Below are 18,617 nucleotides of genomic sequence, written 5' to 3' on the forward strand. Positions count from 1 at the left end.
CATCCTGTGGTGACGGGCCAGCCTCGCGCAGCCTGCTCGCCTTACGTACGGACTGATTCGGTCGATCCTGACTGGGTAGGGTGAACCCTGTCAAGATCATATCGACCAAGGCCGCAATGTTGGCCGTGCTGGCACTGACCGGTACGGCGACATCCACTCATGCCCAGAACGTATCCGTGGACACGCCACGGCTTGTCGTCGGCAGCAGCACCTTCCCCTCAGCCCTGTTCAGGCCGGACGAGACCATTCGCATCGGCTGGTCCCCGGCTGCGCCAGGCATGCAGCTGAAGATCGGAGACTTCCCCGGGCAGTACGGCCGCGTGAGTCTTGACGTCTCCGGATTGACTACCCGTGAGTTTACGCCCTCGGGACTGGGGTTGCCCGTCGGAGTCTATCACGCGTCGCTGACGACCTCTGCGGCGACGACACAGGCCGGAATTCGGGCCGAGGCTGCTACCGATCCCACTGTGAGGTTCTCCAAGGACTTCCAGCTCGTTGTCGAGTCTCCTGTGGCCCCGACGATTCTGGGCCCACGAGGAACCATCTTCCGATCGACGCCCACGTTCGAGTGGGAGGCGGTTCCGGGTGTTCCCGCATACGTGCTTGCCGTCTCCAGCACGCCGTTTCAGATCCGGACCAACCCGGTCACCAATGACCCCGTTGTCGAAGGGCTCACGCCGGTATGGGGTGCCCTGACCACCGAGACCTCGGCCCAGTACGGGCAGTCCTCTCCAGACAGTCCGTTTCCCGATCTGCCCGCGCCGCCTCTGGTCCCGGGTCAGGAGTACTACTTCACGGTCGTGAACACGTACAGCAAGACCGACGCATCGCTGGTTAGTGAAGCCTTCGGAGGGGTCGTGGCTTTCACCTACGAGGCGTTTTCAGGGCTCTCCGAACCCCAGTTGGCCGTGCCGCAGCAGGACGCGGAATTTGTCGATTCACGCACGATCCGTTTCGAGTGGGAGCACGTTCGCGGCGCGGCGTCATACACCTTTACGCTGACCGAGCGCCAGACAATCGGCAGCAGCGTCGGCAATGTGCCGGTGTTTACCACAACGACGCCGGTGACCAGGATCACGCTGGACGCGTTCCGCCTCCTGCGCCGAGGAGCGTACACCTGGACTGTCATTCCGAATGAACCTGATGGTTCGGCGGGACTCAGCAGCTCGCGGAGATTCCGCTTTGACACCTCCATGGGAGCGTTCCGCTTTCGTCCGCGCTCAACCGCCGACGACACCCCGGTGCTGGGCGTGCGCGTCACGGTGACGAACCTGGATGGACGATATGCGCCAGTGGTGCCGTTTGTAAACACCGCCGAGTCGTATGCCGACAGTCTGGTCAGCGGTCGCTACACCTTCACCGCGACGCATGAGCAGTTTGCGGATACCACGGTCACCGTTTCCATCGGCGTCGATGAGCGCACCGAGTTCATCCTGCCCATGACGCCCCTGCCGGCGCGTGTCTCCGGCATCGCCCAGGACTCCGACGGCGCTGCGCTGGACAACGTTCGTGTCGTCATGCAGTCCGGCGACCGGGTGGTGCGCACGGTGCTGACCGATTCAAGGGGGCGTTTCTCCTTCAGCGTGGCCCCCGGCCGGTACAGTGTGACGGGGTCTCTGGACGGCTATGCAGACGCCGTGCAGGAAATCGATGTCGAGCCGGGAGCGCAACTTCAACTGTCGGCCCTTGTGCTGGAGCCCGTCGCCGCGTTCGTCACGGGCCGTGTCATCAACGAGTCCGGTCAATCGGTCCAGTTGGCGACGCTCAGAGCCGAAAGCGGCTCGATGTCGCAGGAGGTCACCACAGACGGTGACGGGGTGTTCAACCTTACCCTGGCGGCGGGGCGATGGGCACTCTCGGCGAGCAAGGAGGGCTTTCTCGGAGCCAATCCGGTTCAGGTGACCCTGCAACGGGGAGACCGGATCTCGGGAGTGCTGGTTGTACTTACCGAGCAGGCCAGCCAGGTCAGCGGCACCGTGTTCAGGGTCAGCACGATCGACGGCACCGTGACCAGAGGGGTTGCGGCGGGAGCTACCGTAGAAGCTATTCCTGCGTCCGGGGCGTTGCTCCAGACGCAAACTGACGCGTCCGGTCGATACGTGTTGTCGCTTGGCAGCGGCGCCTATCGAATCCGAGCTCGTGCCGCAGATGCGCTTGCATCAAATCCCGTGGCGTTCGAAATCGGATATGCGGAGTCTGTCGACGGCGTCGATCATGAGCTCAGAACGGCAGAGGCTGCCATCAGCGGTCAGGTGACCGATGCGGTCGGCGTGCCGTTGGAAGGCGTACGCATCTGGTCGGCCGTGGATGACGATCTGGCTCCGGCCACCACCACCGACGCGGAGGGTCGTTATACCCTGTCGGTTCGTGCGGGCTCACACACCATCACGGCAGCCAAGCGCGGATTCCTGACCAGGACCGACCAGATTGGCATTGGTCCGGGTGATGAACTGCGCGGTGTAGACTTTGCGCTTGGGGCTACGGCCGCCACCGTCTCCGGCCGGGTGTTCAGCGGCGGGGTTCCTGTTCCGTTTGCCCGGGTCGATGCGCGACGAGGGGAGACCACGGTGTCTGTCCGTGCCGGGTCCCACGGCTGCTTTGAGTTCGGCTTGTCCGGGGGATCCTGGACCTTTGTAGCCTCCCAGGCCGGCTATGCGACCGCATCAATTCCTTCACTGGTCCTGACGGCCGGGCACATTGTGGACGGGCTGGTCCTGGACCTGGAACCGCGCGGTGCCACCCTTCAGGGTTCGGTGACCAGCGAAGGGGCTCCGGTTTCCGGCGCGCGGATCGCCGTCTCGGGCACCCGGGACGCGACAACCGTTACCCGCACCGATGGACTCTTCGCCTTGCCCGTGACTCCGGACGAGGGGTTGATGGTTCAGGTCTCTCGCGAGGGCTTCGAGAGCAGGGAGTATGATGTTCCAGCTCTGAACGCGGGTTCGAGGCACACGTTGGCGGTCGACCTGAAGCCCGAGAGTGCATCCATTGCGGGGCAGGTCAGCGATGGCTCGGGGGCTGCCGTTCCGAACGCGCTTGTCGTGGCGACACAAGGTGGGCTCGTGCACCGCACTCGAACCCGATTCGACGGATCCTATTCCCTGGCGTTGTCCGCCGGCATGCACACCATTCGAGTCTCCGCTGCCGGGATGGCCAGTCAGCAGCGCGAATTGACGCTCGCGATCGGTGAGCGCAGGAGCGCGGTTGACTTTCGATTGGATGAGACCACGGGAACGCTGCTGGTACAGGTTTTTTCATCTGAAGGCCCGGTTCAAGCACGGATTGATGCCGCCGCTCAGCTCGGAGAGGGGCGCGTCGCGTTTGCAGACGGATCGGGACTTGCGCGGATCGACAATCTGTCGGCAGGCATCTACGAGTTGGTCGTGTCGGCGCCGAGATTCCTTGTGGACTCCCTGTCGGGCATCGTGGTATCGCCGGGCGAAAATGTGAGGGCCTCGTCCGAACTGGTTCCGGCATCAGCGGCCGTGACCGGCAGGCTGGTTTCATCCGGGCTACCGGTTCCCCAGGCGCTGGTTGCCCTCACCGCAGAAGGTGCATTGAGGCAGGCCACATCGCAGTCGGACGGATCGTTCCGCATCGGCGGCCTGCCGGCCGGCGTGGCGACCATCCAGGTCGAGGCGGCCGGATTCGAGTCGCTGCTGCTTCCGGCCGTCACGCTGGCAGAAGCGTCGGAGCGTGACCTGGGCCAGTTGGAGATGACTGCCCGGGCTGCTCGCGTCAGCGGCCTTGTGCGGGACTCGGAAGACCTGCCGGTGGCGGGCGTATTGGTGCGCGTGACGGGAGGTCTAGGCACCGCGTCCGTCAGGACCAACGGGGAAGGCGCTTTTCTGCTGACCGGTCTCGCCGCGGGCGACTACCAGGTCACGGCGTCGCGCGAGGGGTATCGGACTCTGGAGACGCAGGCCACCGCTCCGGAAGAGGGTCTGCTGCTGCGCATCGAAGCCGCAACGGGCAGAATTGAGGGCACGGTCGCGGATGGGAGCGGTGTGCCGCTCGGGTTTCCGGTCCGCGTGGTCGCCAGCTCCTCCGGGGAAACGCAGGCGGCAGTCACCGGCGAGGACGGCACGTTTGTCATCACCGGACTCGACCCGGACCGCGAATGGTCGGTTCGAACAGGAATCTCAAGGCCGGGGTATGGAAATGCGAGTCAGGTGGTCCGGTTCAACAGCGAAGGCACGGCACCGGCCATCCAGCTTGTAGTTGCCGTCGAGACGGGCACCATTTCAGGAAACGCCGGCATCCGACTTGCCTCGGTCCGGCTCTTGCGCCTGCCAGACTCTGAAGTCGTTGCTGTGACGGGGGCCGGAGAAGGCGGCAGTTTCCTGTTTACGCTCCTTCCGGCCGGCTCATACCGCGTAGTGCCGGAGCGCTCGGGCGTGAGCTTCCAGCCGGCTTTCAGGGACGTGACCCTGTCTCAGGGGGGCACGGTGGAAGCTTCCTTTGCCGCTCAGGCTTCGGTGGGGTCCATCGAGGCTCAGGTGGTCAATGTGCTTCGTCAGCCTCAGGTCGGCATCGAGGTGGTGCTTGCAAGTAGCGACGGCCTCGTGGTTCGCAGTGCCCGAACGGCCGCAGACGGCACGGTGGTGTTTCAGGAGCTCCCGTTGCTGAGGAGCTACACGGTCAGGCCCAGTAAGGCCGGGTTTTCTGCGAATCCGGCGTTCCGGGAAGTCCAGCTCGTCTCAGCCGTGCCCGTGTTGATGGAGTTTTCCCTTCTTGAGGCAACCGGTCGCATCAGCGGGCGGGTGGAGGCTCCCGACGGCAGTGCGTTAGCCGGAGCCACCGTTACCGCAGTGCATCTGGCCACCGGCACGTCGATGACGGCGACGGTGAACGAGAATCAATACCAACTGGCCAGGCTTAGCGGCGGCAGGTATCGATTGCAGGCCCGCGCCGACGGATACAACCCCGCCTCCAGAGAGCTTCAGCTGGACGAAGGTCAGCACGCCTCCGGCGAAGACTTTCTCCTGGATCGGGCGACGGTGCGCGTCAGCGGAAGGGTCCTGTACCAGGGTGCGGGTCAGGCCGGTGTGCGCGTAGTTGCCGAAGCCCGTGATCGCCTGGAGACGGTCTCCGGACCCAACGGCGTCTACCTGTTCGAGAGCCTTCCGCTGGATCGTCCGGCACCGGACTCGACCGTCTATACGTTCCGGTACGAACCACAGGCGGGACGGATGCAGACCCTGGTCTACGCGCTACCGGGGGCACTGGTGGGTCAGGTGACCGTGCTTCCGGACGTGACACTGGATTCCGGACGCATCACGGTGCAGGTAGACGATGGCTCGAACCCGTTACCGGCCAGCGTGGCGCTGGAGGGTCCGGGAGGACATCGAGTAGAAGGGGAGGCAGACGAAGGAAACTTTGAGTCGCCGGCCGAGCTGGGACAAGGTCTGTACCGCGTGTCCGTGGATGCTCCAGGCCGGCTGAGGCCCTCAGGCGACGGGATGGTGGTCCACTTGCCAGACAACATGGCGCAGGCCAGCCTCCGTGTATCGCTGCCGTTCTTCCACGCCAGTCCGGAAACGGTGTCGAGTGCCGAACCGGTGACCATTGCAGTCGAGGTGACTCCCGGCACCGAACTGACCGATGTCTCCGCGGTTGTCACGTACGAATCCGCCGGCGCCGTCCTCGAAGTTCCGATGGCGCAGGTCTCGGGCAATCTGGTGGCTCAGCTGCCGCCGCTGAGGTCGACCGACCCGGTGCCGTACAGCATACAGGTTGAGGCAGCCGCGTCGGGTCTGACCTATCGGCAGTCCGGCCTCACTCTCATTCCTCAGGCGCCCGGAGCATTGGCAAGCGCGCGCATCGAGCCGGCTCTGAACGGGGCAAGGGTGCGATCGGGGGACACGTACGCACTCCAGCTGGTATTGCGGGACGGCCTCGGGTCCTCGATAGAGGATCGATTCACATCGGCCGGCCCCGGCCAGGTTTCCTGGAGCCTGATCGGCGACGGTGCCGAGATTGCCCCCGACTCCGAGCATCGAGAGCGGGCGACGCTGGTTGTGCACCAGGCCGGAGCATTCCGTCTGGTCGCGAGCATTCGTCTTGAGGGTGAGCAGCAGGAAGTCGTGGCCGACTTTGTCGCGGGCGAGTTCTCGCCGGCATCGCTGCTGGTGAGTGTGCCCGAGCCGACCGTCGCGAACGAGGGAGGCGGCGTGCAGCTTTCCTACAGGGCCGAGACGGCAGATGGAGTCAGTCAGATCCTGGGCGCAGGTCTGCGCTGGAGCGTCGACCCTCCAGGTGCGGGCTCCGTGAGCTCAACTGGCTTCTTCCAGCCCTCGGACGCCTCTTTCATCGGGCCCGTGGTCATCACGGCTCGGGACGACCGATCGGGCCAGGAAGCCAGGACTGCGCTCTCGCTGGTTCGTCGTCTGGCACCCGGTTCATCCGCTTCCCTTCACGATGGGCAAGGCGTTCGTTTAACACTGCCCGAAGGCGCCATACCGTTTTACTCAGAGATCGGGCTGTCCAGGCCGGCGCTTCGTGGTCCCAAACGAAACGCATTCCCGCAGGGCGCGTCCGTGAGACATACCGCAGGGGAGCGTCTGGTGCGGTTCTCGATGCGCGCCGACGAGGCACTGCCGGGAGATTCCCTGCTGTTGCCGGCCGTCGTCGAACTGCCGTCGGACCCAACCCTGCGCCTGCTTCAGGGTACCCGCACGCTGGCTCGATTCGACGCGTCAACGCTCAAATGGCACCTTGTCGAGTCAGTCGATGAGGCAGACTTCGTCCGGTCTGATCGCGTGCATCACCTCTCGGAGTACGGCGTACTGGCTGCGAATGAAGCGCTCGGACTGCGCCACGTCGCCGTGCTGCCGAATCCCTTCTCGCCGACGCTGGCGCCCCTGAAAATCGGTTACGTGCTGACGACAGAAACGCCGCCGGCATCTGTCAGCGTACGCATCTTCACGACTCGCGGCGAACTCGTACGTACTCTTCTTCAGTCCGAACCCCAGGAACCCGGGAGGTACGGATCGGCCTCATCCAGAAGGTTGATCACCTGGGACGGGCTGACCGACTCGGGCACGCTGGCCCGCAACGGGCGCTACCTGATCGAGATCCGGGCCGAGGACACCTCGGGAGTAACGAGCGAGCTGATTCCGGTGGTACTGGTCAAGTGAGTTGCTACGTCACGATAGCGCGGAATGGCTGGGGTGCAACGACGTTGCGGCTGCTCATGCTGGGCATCTCGTGCATCGCGCTGGCACACGCGGCATCGGCCCAGTCACTGAGCTCCATCCAGGCGGCATTCGTGGACCCGGGAATCGGCACCAGGCAGGCCGCGATGGGATATGCCGGGACAGCGCTAACCGGCGTCGAGGGGGCTTCCTGGAACCCGGCTTCGGTGGCGCGTCTTCCGAGGTTGGACGTATCGATGGTCTATATCGACGCCTTCGGCGTAGTGCCCGCGGGCCTTGCACACGTCGGTTTCCGGACCGGGCGTCGCTGGGGGCTCGCGGTGGGCCTTTCCGAGTCTGGCGACGACGTGCTGCAGGAAACCACCGCTGAGGTGGTCGCGGCCAGGAGATTCGGTCCGTTGTCCGTCGGGCTCGGCGGCCGGGTGCTTCGCGCTGTGTTTGGCCGCAATGCCCTGGCGCCATCCGATTATCAGGTATTCGATCCGGGGGAAATCGAGGCAGGAATTGCGCGACAGGTCCAGGGAGATGCGCTGGGCTTCACGCTCGCCGCGGGCGCACAGTACTTCGCCGGGAGGGCAGCCTTCGCAGTCGTCGTTCGCAACCCGCTGTCCAGCGTGACCTGGAACAGCGGATCAGCTGCTGCCACCAATGCGAGCTATCAGGAAGGACTGCCGCTGGAACTGGTGGTGGGGGCGGCACTGCCGGCGGGCCCCCGTGCGCAGATCCTGATGGACGTTCGCCCGGCACTCGATCCGGAGCTGGATCATGCGGTACGTGTGGGGGCTGAATGGGGGCCGGTTCCCGTGATCACACTCAGGGCCGGCACTGAGAGGCGCTTCAACGGCAGAGGAGACGATGTGCTGACGGCAGGCTTCGCACTTGCCTCCCCCGGTACATCGACATTTCGGGTGATCGCCTCGTACGCGTACGCCTCAAGCTTTCTCGGCCTGACGCAGCAGGTCGGCATTCGCATGGTGCTGCGATGATCAAGCGGTGCCTACCCTATCTCCTCGCCATGTGGGTCGTTACGCCGGCCTGGTCCCAGAGCAATGAATCGTTCCGGGTGGAAGACTGGCGGGGAGGCAGTGTCGAGTCAGGGCTGCGATTGGCCATGTACCGAGCCGGCCCGGGGATCAACGCTGTCGGAGGCGTGCTGAACGGAAGGCTCAGGGGAGGACCGGGGGTCCTGTTCTCGGCCCCCGCGCAACTGGCCGATGCGGGAGCGGGCGTCCTTCTGGCCGGGCGGGCCGGGATTACGAACGCAACCATACCGGGGCTGCAGCATGCGCTCCTTTCGCAGGAGGATGTGCGCTCGGCCACCGACGAATTCCTTGCCGACTATGCCTTCTCCGGCACGCCGGACTACACGACCATTGCGGGTCTCGCCGCGGGCCAGCCGCGCCAGTTGGTGTCGGTTGCCGCCGCGCACGAATTGCTCGAGGGCTTTACCATCGCTGCCGGATTCCATCGGCCGGTGTCCCTTGCCGCGGATTTTCGCGCCGCGGGAATCGAGTTTGTATTGGACGCGGGCCGGCGAAGCGGCTCCCAGACCATCGACATCGACGTGCTGGGTCAACTGAGCGGCGCATCCGGCCTGCGCCTGGATCTCGACGTGCTCGCGACCGGATTCGGTTACCGCTTTGCCTCCGACGACCTGGGATCCTGGGATTTCGGGGCCTCGGTCAGTCGCACGACCGCATCGACCGTGATCGACTGGTCCGTGGAGCCGGAATTGATGATCGTGCTCAGCGGCTCCCAGCAGTATTTCTTCAACGATCCGTCCGACCCGAATCTGTCCGCGGATGAAACCAACGACCTCTACTGGCGCGCCCAGGCGGACTACCGGGGGTCGGCGTGGAGCGCACGCTCCGGGTTGCGCTTCGCCAGCGAGGGCGGAGTGCTCACGCTGATGGTGGACGGCCGTTGGACACAGGACATCCGACTGGCCGACCCTTCGGCCACAGTCAGGGGGTACCTCCCGTCGTTTCTGAACCTGGCAGGCAGCCCGGATCCGGGGCCATTCGAGGAGGAGCTGATGGATGTGGAACGACTGGACCTCGCCAAGCCGAATCTGACCCGTCAGACCTCGGACTCCCTGGGTACCTCAGCCACGTATCGGCGGCCGGATGAAGTGATGGTAACCCTGGATCTGGGGCTGGGTCCGCACACGCTGTCGGCCAACTACGTGCACTACATGGGGGAACTGTCCATGGAGGGCACCTACGGGAGCCGGCGCGGAGAGCCCAAGGTGTTTCGGGTGGGCAAGTCGCTCGACTACGAGGTCCGAGCCGCACTGGATCTGCGATTTCCCGACCGGATGAAAGGGCTCGGGTGGGCGCTGCTTCCGGTCCGCCTGCTATTTCTCGATTTCGACGGCCTGATCATGCAGGCCTTTGCCGGAACGACGGAGTATCGTGAGCCGCACTATCGCATCGGAGGCGGTGTGGTCTATGGCTCTCCCATTGTCAGCGGCGTCGAGCGAAACGTTCGCTCCGATTTGAACCGGCTTCTGGACGGGGCCATGCCGTCGGGCTTTGCGCTTGCCCGCTCCTACACCGTGTTCGAAAACCTGGACGTCGGCGTCACGGCGGTCGGAGTGCCCGACCTGCTGTTGCGAACGTCGCTCACATGGAGACTCGGCCGCCGCGAGCCCTGACCCGCCTCGCCTTCTAGCCGAAGCGCCTCCCCAGTTCTTCGCACAAATCCTCCAGGTACGCCTGGTCCGTGGTATCAAACGCGTCGTCGCGATTGGAGTCCACATCCAGCACGGCGATTACCTGACCCTCCGGGTTCAGCACTGGTACCACGATCTCCGACCGGGTGCTGGAGGAGCAGGCAATGTGGCCCGGAAACAGCTCGACATCCGGCACCAGCTGGGTTTGCCGGCTTTCGGCCGCCGCGCCACAGACGCCCCGGCCGAACGCAATGCGCAAACAGCCGTGGGTGCCCTGATACGGCCCGACGGCCAGCATGCCGGGTTCTACAGTGCGGTAGAACCCCGTCCAGTCATAGTGATCGAACGCGTGGTGGAGTTCGCAAGCCACTGTCGCCATGGCGGCCACCCAATCCGTTTCTCCCTCCAGTAGGGCGTCGATGGTGCGCCTGACCTCGCGGTACGTGTCTGCCTTGTCGGGGTGGGTGATGGTCTGCATCAGTTCTTCAGCTTCTGATAAGCCTCCAGGGCCCGTTCCCGGGCCTCCTTGTGCTCAACGATGGGCGCGGGATACTGCTCCGGCACCACGTCGGTATCCCAAGGCTCGAAGAGGTGTTTGTCCGGTACATCTTTCAGTTCCGGCACCCATTTTCGCACGTATGCTCCGTCCGGGTCAAACTTGTCGCCCTGCGTGATGGGATTGAAAATGCGGAAGAACGGCTGCGCATCCGCTCCGCATCCTCCGGCCCATTGCCAGCCGAAGGTATTGTTTGCCAGGTCGGCATCGACCAAGGTGTCGTTGAACCATGCCTGCCCGTGTCGCCAGGACAGGAGCAGGTGTTTCGTGAGGAAGGAAGCAACGATCATGCGCACGCGGTTGTGCATCCAGCCCGTTTCCCAGAGCTGCCTCATGCCGGCGTCGACCATGGGATAGCCGGTTCGACCCTGTTGCCAGGCCTGAAGGGCCTGCGAATCCTCGCGCCAGGGGAACGCCTCAAACTCCTCCCGAAGCGGCTCGGTTACCGTGTGCGGGAAGTGATGCAGCACGTGATGCGCAAAGTCGCGCCAGACCAGTTCGCGGCGAAAATCTTCGTCGCTCGAGGCGTGCCAGGCCTGCCGGATCGAGATCTCCCCAAAGTGAAGGTGCGGAGACAGCTGCGAGGTCCCATCGATGGACGGAATGTCGCGCTCGTCCGCGTAGTCCGACATGTCCAACTGAGACAGTTTGCCCCTGGCTGATCGTTCGCCGGGATTCCAGGCCGCATCGATGCCTCCGGCCCAATCGATTTTTGGCAACAGCTCCAGCGCTTCCAGCGGAGTACCTGAGACGTCTGGGGTGGCCTGAACATCCGAGAATCGAGGCGTGCCGCTCGGTTCGTCGACCGGCGTGCCCTCCGCCAGGAATTTCTTGTAGAAGGGGGTGAACACCTTGTACGGACCACCTGAACCCGTTTGGATGGCATCCGGGTTGTGCAGCAGGGCGCCGGCGAATCTGCGTACATCGATGTCCTTTTCCTCAAGCCGGCGCTGGATTTCATCGTCCCGGCGAGCGCGATGCGGCTCCGGGCGCTCTTGCCAGTACACCGCCTCTGCCCCGGTTTCGCAGGCAAGCCGGACCACCTCGTCGGCCGGATCCCCTTGCCGGATCACAAGCTGCAGGCCCGCGGCCTGCAACGCCTCGGCGTGGGCCGCCAGCGAATGGTGCAGCCACCAGCGGGATGCGCTGCCGTCCGCCCAGCCTTCACCGCCATTCCAGGCAAAGAATGGTATGACCGGCTGCCCGGAATCGGCTGCGGCCTGCAGGGCCGCGTGATCCGACTTGCGGAGATCGTTTTCAAACCAGACGATGACAGGAGGCATTCGGAGAGGGATCGTACACACAGACCCCCGATGTACGTGACCGCTTGCCTCTACGTTCGGGCAGATCCCGGACCTCACGGAAAAAGCGAATCGGGTGTTTGGGCCCGTACTCTACTTGCGGAGGATCGGCGTTACCCCGACGCAGCCCTCGATGCCGATCGGTCACTGACACACAGAACCGATTGAATCCACGGTAATCATGCGTACCGTAAACGTATCAGCCAAGGCTACGGCTGAACTCATTTCCCGAACGCTCTCTGACGCGTATCCGGGGACCCTCTTTGCAGTGAACATCGCCGAGCCGCAAGGTCGACGCGACATTCACGGAATCGATGTCGTCTGGATCGACGGCCCCAAACGCGAGCAGGTAGAGGAGATGCTTGATCGCTTTCAGGGGGTATCGTGGGATCCCAGGACCGGCAATCTGGACAGCCGCTCACACATGCAGGTGGGGCGGGATGGACTGCTGGAAGAAGTCTTCTACGACATCGACTACATCTTCTGCGACGGCCCTACGACGGTACTCTACCGCTGATCAGGCAGGCGCCGGCCCCCCCGGAACGGGTTTCCCGGTGCCGCCGCCCAGCACGCACTGCAGGATCGCGACATCAAGGCGCTCCCCGTCCACGAATCCGATTTCGTGCTGGATGCCTACCCGTTCGTATCCGAAGCGCTCGTGCATGCGGATGCTGCCGTCGTTGCCTGCCCAGATCTTGGCCACCAGGTGATGGTAGCCTAGTTCGCGGCATCGCTCCATGAGACGGTGCTGCATGGCCGAACCGTGGCCCTGGCCGGTCAGGGAGCGGTCCACGTACACGGACGTTTCGGCAGCCACTGCGTAGCCCGGACGAGGGTGGTAGGTCTTGATGATTCCCCAGCCAACGACGGCGAACTCATCGCCTGATTCGACCACCAGCAGGTCCTCTCGGGGACCCTGTTTCTCTATCCACAGCGCAACGTCCGAGGCGGCCAGGTCATCGGTGTCCATGGTCGCATCGCGGAGCCGGATCGACTGGTTATAGATCCGGGCGATGCGGTCTGCGTCCCGCATCGTGGCCTTGCGGATCCTGCGCTCCGGCTCAGGCATCCAGCACCGATCGAACGGCCTGTTCGGCATCGATCATCGTACCGACCGTGCCCGATCCCGCAACGGAGCGACCGGAGTCCTTGAGAATGCCGTAGACCTCATCGGCCGTCAGTTCCGGATTCAACGCGCGCAGCACGCCGGCCAGGCCGGAGACCATGGGTGTCGCCATGGAGGTGCCCGAAAGCTTCACGTAGCCGCCACCGGGGCGAAGCGACAGGATGTTCGTGCCCGGCGCCGAAATGGGGCGCGACAGGCTGCTGTTGGTATTGGAGAACGGCGCCTTGGCCAGGCGTTCGTTGACGGCGCCGACGGCGATCACGCCCTCGATGTTTGAGGGCACGCTCTTTTTGGCGTCGATATTGGAATTGCCTGCTGCAGCGATCACGACGGCGCCGCGCTTGCGCGCAAACTTGACCGCATCGACCATCACTTTTGGCGTTATGGGGCTCTGACCACCCAGCGACAGCGAAATGACGTCGGCACCGGCCTCGGCGGCCGAAATGATGCCCTCTGCCGTGCTTTCGGCCGTTCCGAGACCATTGTCACCCAGGGCCGAGAACCCGAGAATGGTGACGAACCGGCCCTCCCAGTTCAGGGATGCCACACCAAGGCCGTTGTTGGTGGTGGCTCCGGCTATGCCCGCGCAGTGGCTGCCGTGTCCATGCCGGTCGCGGGAGCCCGGGGACTCGCCGAAGACCGAACTCACGTCCTCATGCGAGGCGTCGACACCGGTGTCGACGATGGCGACGACCGCCTTGCGCACCGGCTCGGCATCCTGAAGCAGGGCGTGGGCTTCGTGACCGCGAATGGCCTCCAGGGCCCACTGAGAGCCCACCAGCGGGTCATTCTCCAGAACATCCAGCGGGAGCATCTCCTCGATGGGCTCGGTGGCGGGCAGATCCAGGCTGAACGTGGGGTTCAACTCCGTGTGGTCGACGTTTTCGGTGTCGAGGTCGAGAATCTTGCGCAACGCCTCCCGACAATCCTTGGGAAGCCGAATGAGGTACACCTGGGCCAGGTCCTCATCCTCGGCGAGGTCTACCATGGGAAAGGCGCGCTCGGCGACGCCCTGGTGGGCTTCGACCACCGCCGCAATTTCCTCATAACTGTCGTCCGGGCCCAGTTCAACGAGCAGCGTGACCTGCTCCGAGGACGAGAACATGCTGCCACGCAAGAGAATGATGACCACGCCGAGGACCATGGATCCCATGCCGAGCATGAAGAAGGACCGGGCCTGCTCCTTTTTGCCGGCGACCATGCCGGCGATGATGAGCAGTCCCGCGCCGAGCTCAGCAGCCGCAAAGCCCACGGAGTCCAGCAAGGGCCCCGTCCCCGTCAGCCGCATAAACACGGCAATTCCCAGCAGGGCCAATCCGCCGAGCACGAAGAAGGGGTTTTTGTCGTCCTTTCGGGCGGCCAGTCCCAGCAGGACAGATCCCCCGACAGTCAGCGCGGCAGTCAGAAACATGGTGTTCAGGCGGGAATAGGATAAACGCTCCCAGCGGATCGCTACGGTATGGCGGGCTGCTGGTTTCACCACCGGGAATGCTGCCCGGACTACCTACACATTTCCCCAGTGATGAAGAAACTGCTCCTGAGCCTCCTGTTCGTGATGTCCGCAGGCCTGTCCGCCTGCCAGTGCTCCGACAAGCCTGAAATCGGCCCTGTCGAAGGGCAGACCTCAACTGCCCAGGTGGTCTCTGAGCCCATCGCCTGATCCATTGCCGGGTCGGCCCGACTCCTCGTTGCATGCGCATTTCCGACGACACCATTGAGTCGGTCCGCTCGTCCGCGGACGTCGTGGATGTGGTCGGAGACTACGTGCGACTGAAAAAACGGGGCTCGAATTACGTCGGACTCTGCCCGTTTCACAACGAGAAGACTCCATCGTTCAACGTCAACCCCTCGCTGGGCATCTTCAAGTGCTTCGGCTGCGGGGAGGGGGGAGACGTCTTCAGCTTCATCAGTCGGGTGGAGAACCTGACGTTCCCCGAGGCGGTGACGCTGCTCGCCGAGCGGCTTGGAATCGTCATCGAGCAGCCGGACGGCGTAGATGAGGGTGCGTCGGAACGGGAGGCCATCCTGCATGCGCTGCACTTCGCGGCACGCTACTTCTACCAGCAGCTCACTCGGGAGGAGACGGGAGCTGTGGCGAGGGACTACCTGGCCAAACGGCAGATTGAGCCGGAAATGGTCAAGCGGTTCGGTGTCGGCTATGCGCGGGATGAGTGGGACGGACTGCTGAAGGCTGCCACGGAGGCCAGGATCAGCGAGTCCATGCTGGAAGCCGCCGGGTTGGTTCTTCCCCGGCGGGATGGGTCGGGATACTATGACCGCTACCGCCACCGACTGATTTTCCCCATCCTCAGCCACGTCGGCAAGGTGCTCGGCTTCGGTGGAAGGATTCTGGAGAAAGCGGACGATCAGCCCAAGTACATCAACTCTCCCGAGACCGAGGTGTACCACAAGGGCAAGGTGCTGTACGGGCTCTATCACGCCAAGAACGCCATCAGAGGGCGTGAGGAGGTGGTGCTTGTGGAAGGCTACACGGACGTCATCGCGCTGCACCAGGCTGGCGTGGAGCATGTGGTTGCCAGTTCGGGCACGGCGCTCACGTCGGATCAGGTGAAGCTCATCGGTCGATATGCTCGCCGCGTCATCATGCTGTACGATGCGGATGCCGCCGGCGCCAAGGCCACGGTGCGCGGCATCGACCTCCTGCTGCAGGCAGGCATGGCGCCCTACGTGGTTTCGCTGCCCGAAGGGGAGGACCCCGACACGTTTGTGCAGAAGTTCGGCGCCGAGGCCTTTGAGACTGCCATGTCTGACCGGAGGGAGGATTTCGTCACCTACCTGCACGGAAGAGCAAGGGCCAAGGGCAGTCTGGACGAGCCTGACTCGCGCGCCGAGACGCATCACGCCATCATGAAGCTGGTCTCACGAATCCCCGACCAGTTGATGCGTGAGTCCTATGTGCAGCGGGCGGCGTCGGTGCTCGGGGTGCCGGATGTGTATTTGCGGCGGGCCATGCAGGCCGATCGCAAGCGTGAAGCGCGGAATCAACAGCGCCGACAGCGCCGGGAGCCGGCGCAGGAGCCGGCCGCGCAGGTACCGCAGAGTGCTGAACGCCAGCCGCTGCCCGAAGAGAAGACCCTGCTGCGCCTGATGCTCGACCACGGCTCGCCCATGGTCAGTTTCATTTTGTCACGCACGGCCCTGGACGAGTTTACCGAGGGCCCGTCGCGCCGAACCGCGCACGCGCTGGTCCAGCAATTCGAGTCAGGAGAAATACGCAAACAGTCATTTCTTGACGGCACGCTGGGCACCGGGATCCAGCGTCTGGCTGCTGAGATCCTGACGGATCGGGAAGAACCCTCCGACAACTGGGAAAAGAAGCGGCGCATCACCGTGCCGCAATTCAATGAGAACGCCCGTGCAGCGGCCTCTGGAGCCATGACGTTGCTCAAATTGGACCGTCTGGACGAGATGATTGCCGGACTTCGGCATGGCATCCATATTGCAGAGCGCGAAGGGCGTGAAGTGCGGCCTCTTCAGGAAGAGCTCGTAGGGCTGCAGCAGCTGCGCAGAAAAATTGAAGACCGAGAGTTTTTGAACTGATGGCCACTACTCGATTGAGTTCTTCCGGCGGAGATTCATCTCCGCACGATACGCCTGGCGTCCCCTCGCCCAGCAAACCTCGCCTGCATGCGGCTGTCCCTCGGGCCGTCGATCCACAGCCGGTTGCGACCGGGGCCGAGCTGGATCATCCGGCGCTGTATTTCAATCGTGAATTGTCGTGGCTGGACTTCAACTGGCGGGTGCTGCACCTGGCACTTGACGAACGCACCCCCCTTCTGGAGCGGGTACGCTTCGCGGCCATCACCACGTCCAACATGGACGAGTTCTTTCGCAAGCGCGTCGGTGGTTTGAAGCGCCAGGCCGCCGCGGGGGTGGTGACGCTGAGTCCCGACGGCCGCACACCGCTGGAGCAGTTGCGCCTGGCGCAGCATGCCGTGCGTCCAATGCACGATGCGCTGTGCGATGTGTGGGTGAATACCCTCAAGCCGGCCCTGGCGGATCAGGCCGGTATCCGCATTCTGGACTACGATGGACTCGCTGAGACGGAGCACGCCTTCCTGCGCGAGTACTTCCAGAAGAACATCTTCCCGGTCCTGACTCCGCTGGCCGTCGACCCGGGACATCCCTTCCCGTTCATCTCCAATCTGAGCCTTTCCCTGGCTGTGACACTGCGTCACCCCACGCGAGGCACCGAGCACTTTGCGCGGCTGAAGGTTCCTACCTCCCGCGGCCGGTTTGTGCGCCTTCCCGGGGACGGTCACAGCTACGTGCCCGTCGAGCAGGTGATCGCGGCCAATGTCGGCGAGGTATTCCGCGGCATGGATGTCGTGGGTGCTCACACGTTTCGACTGACGCGCAATGCGGACATCCGGCGGGATGAGGAAGAGGCGGACGATCTGATCGAGATGATCGCGGAGGAGCTCAGGGAACGGCGCTTTGCGCCCGTCACCCGGCTTGAGCTGGCAAGTTCGGCTTCAGAGGACGTGCGCGCTCTGCTGACACGCGAGCTGCAGCTCTCCCCGGAGGACATCTTTGACGTCGACGGCGAGCTGGATCTGACGGACTTGCACAACATCGCAAGCATCGATATTCCCGCGCTGCAGTTCCGGCCCTGGGATCCGGTCATTCCGTCGCGTCTGCGCCATGCAGGGGAGGCCAAGGACCGGGTGGACATGTTCTCGGTCATCAGGGGCGGCGACATCATGGTGCACCATCCCTACGAGGCGTTCAGCGCCAGCGTACTGCGCTTCATCGAGGACGCCGCAGTGGATCCGAAGGTGGTTGCCATCAAGCAGACCCTGTATCGCACCTCGGATGACTCACGTGTCGTCAACGCGCTGATTCGGGCCGCCGAGCGTGGGAAGCAGGTCGCCGTGCTTGTCGAGGTGAAGGCGCGATTTGATGAGGCCAACAACATGGAATGGGGCGCACTGCTGGAACGAGCCGGCGTGCATGTGACCTATGGCCTGGTCGGGCTGAAGACGCACACGAAGACGACGCTCGTCATCCGCGAAGAAGAGGACGGTCTGAGAGCCTACTGCCACATCGGGACGGGCAACTATCACCAGAAAACGGCCAAGCTCTACACCGACATCGGGTACTTCACGTGCGATCCCGATGTGGGCTACGACATCATCAACCTGTTTCACTATCTGACCGGCTATGCCCCGGAGCAGCACTACAAGAAACTGGTCGTGGCGCCGCGGGACATGCGCCGCACATTCGTGCAGCTTGTGCGCCGCGAAGTGGAGTTGCACGAGAAGCACGGCGATGGGCGTATAGTCGCGAAAATGAACGCGCTAGACGACACCGTCATGATCCAGGAGCTCTACCGCGCCTCTCAGGCCGGTGTGCGCATCGACCTGATCGTGCGAGGGCATTGCCGACTGCGGCCCGGATTGCCGGGGATCTCGGACAACATTCGTCTGGTGTCCATCCTGGGTCGTTTTCTCGAGCACAGCCGCATTTTCTGGTTCCGCAACAACGAGGAACACCAGGTCTTCATCGGAAGCGCGGACTGGCAGCGTCGCAATCTGGATGACCGGGTGGAAGCCGTGCTGGAGATAGATGACGAGAGTGCTCGCCAGCGGCTGATCGATACCCTTGAGCTGGCGCTGCTGGACAATCGCTCTGCGTGGGAGCTCGGATCCGACGGCCAGTATCAACTCCGTATGCCGGCGGACGGCCTCGAAGAGCCGGGATTTCAGGAGCAACTGATGCACATTCATCGCCAGGACGCGACAGAATCCAGCTCCTGGGACATCACCTGATCCGCCGCCCC

The 18,617-nt window shown here is 63.8% G+C and carries 11 protein-coding genes; 7 read left to right on the top strand and 4 right to left on the bottom strand.

Annotated features, from left to right (window positions below; translation table 11 throughout):
* The first annotated feature begins 80 nt into the window (after nt 1-80).
* Genes JJ896_12235 through JJ896_12245 form a run of 3 tightly spaced genes read left to right on the top strand, consistent with a single transcriptional unit; the run spans nt 81 to nt 9,813 of the window.
* Nucleotides 81-7,139, top strand: coding sequence for a carboxypeptidase regulatory-like domain-containing protein (locus tag JJ896_12235; GenBank protein ID MBO6780413.1), 7,059 nt, complete (start codon nt 81-83; stop codon nt 7,137-7,139).
* Nucleotides 7,136-8,143 (top strand): hypothetical protein, encoded by a 1,008-nt coding sequence (locus tag JJ896_12240; GenBank protein MBO6780414.1) that lies wholly within the window; start codon nt 7,136-7,138, stop codon nt 8,141-8,143. The genes JJ896_12235 and JJ896_12240 overlap by 4 nt, the downstream gene beginning before the upstream one ends.
* 29 nt (nt 8,144-8,172) lie before the next feature.
* Nucleotides 8,173-9,813 (top strand): hypothetical protein, encoded by a 1,641-nt coding sequence (locus JJ896_12245; GenBank protein MBO6780415.1) that lies wholly within the window; start codon nt 8,173-8,175, stop codon nt 9,811-9,813.
* A 13-nt stretch (nt 9,814-9,826) separates the two neighbouring features.
* Here JJ896_12245 and JJ896_12250 read toward each other — a convergent pair whose 3' ends face one another.
* Together JJ896_12250 and JJ896_12255 are read right to left on the bottom strand one after the other, a co-directional pair.
* Entirely contained in the window at nt 9,827-10,309 is a 483-nt protein-coding gene (locus JJ896_12250; GenBank protein ID MBO6780416.1) for a GAF domain-containing protein, read from the bottom strand.
* The gene (locus JJ896_12255) at nt 10,309-11,670 is read right to left on the bottom strand and encodes a deoxyribodipyrimidine photo-lyase (protein ID MBO6780417.1); all 1,362 of its coding nucleotides are present in this window, start codon (nt 11,668-11,670) and stop codon (nt 10,309-10,311) included. The genes JJ896_12250 and JJ896_12255 overlap by 1 nt, the downstream gene beginning before the upstream one ends.
* A 199-nt stretch (nt 11,671-11,869) precedes the next feature.
* Between JJ896_12255 and JJ896_12260 the strand changes: the two genes are divergently transcribed.
* Complete coding sequence (locus JJ896_12260) at nt 11,870-12,205, top strand: hypothetical protein (protein MBO6780418.1); 336 nt, start codon at nt 11,870-11,872, stop codon at nt 12,203-12,205.
* On the opposite strand, the gene JJ896_12265 is transcribed toward JJ896_12260, so the two are convergent.
* A complete protein-coding gene (locus JJ896_12265; protein ID MBO6780419.1) occupies nt 12,206-12,757 on the bottom strand; it encodes an N-acetyltransferase in 552 nt (183 codons plus the stop codon).
* Nucleotides 12,750-14,225: a S8 family serine peptidase gene (locus JJ896_12270; GenBank protein ID MBO6780420.1), complete on the bottom strand. Its 1,476-nt coding sequence runs from the start codon at nt 14,223-14,225 to the stop codon at nt 12,750-12,752. Before JJ896_12270 ends, JJ896_12265 begins: the two co-directional genes overlap by 8 nt.
* A 111-nt stretch (nt 14,226-14,336) precedes the next feature.
* Here JJ896_12270 and JJ896_12275 point away from each other — a divergent pair, with 111 nt between their 5' ends.
* Genes JJ896_12275 through ppk1 form a run of 3 tightly spaced genes read left to right on the top strand, consistent with a single transcriptional unit; the run spans nt 14,337 to nt 18,606 of the window.
* Entirely contained in the window at nt 14,337-14,474 is a 138-nt protein-coding gene (locus JJ896_12275) for a hypothetical protein (protein MBO6780421.1), read from the top strand.
* Between the two features lie 32 nt (nt 14,475-14,506).
* The gene (locus tag JJ896_12280; protein ID MBO6780422.1) at nt 14,507-16,375 is read left to right on the top strand and encodes a DNA primase; all 1,869 of its coding nucleotides are present in this window, start codon (nt 14,507-14,509) and stop codon (nt 16,373-16,375) included.
* On the top strand, nt 16,375-18,606 hold the full coding sequence (gene ppk1, locus JJ896_12285; GenBank protein MBO6780423.1) for a polyphosphate kinase 1: 2,232 nt from the start codon (nt 16,375-16,377) through the stop codon (nt 18,604-18,606). The genes JJ896_12280 and ppk1 overlap by 1 nt, the downstream gene beginning before the upstream one ends.
* Nucleotides 18,607-18,617 lie beyond the last annotated feature (11 nt).

Source organism: Rhodothermales bacterium (genome assembly GCA_017643395.1).
Lineage (GTDB): Bacteria > Bacteroidota > Rhodothermia > Rhodothermales > UBA10348 > JABDJZ01.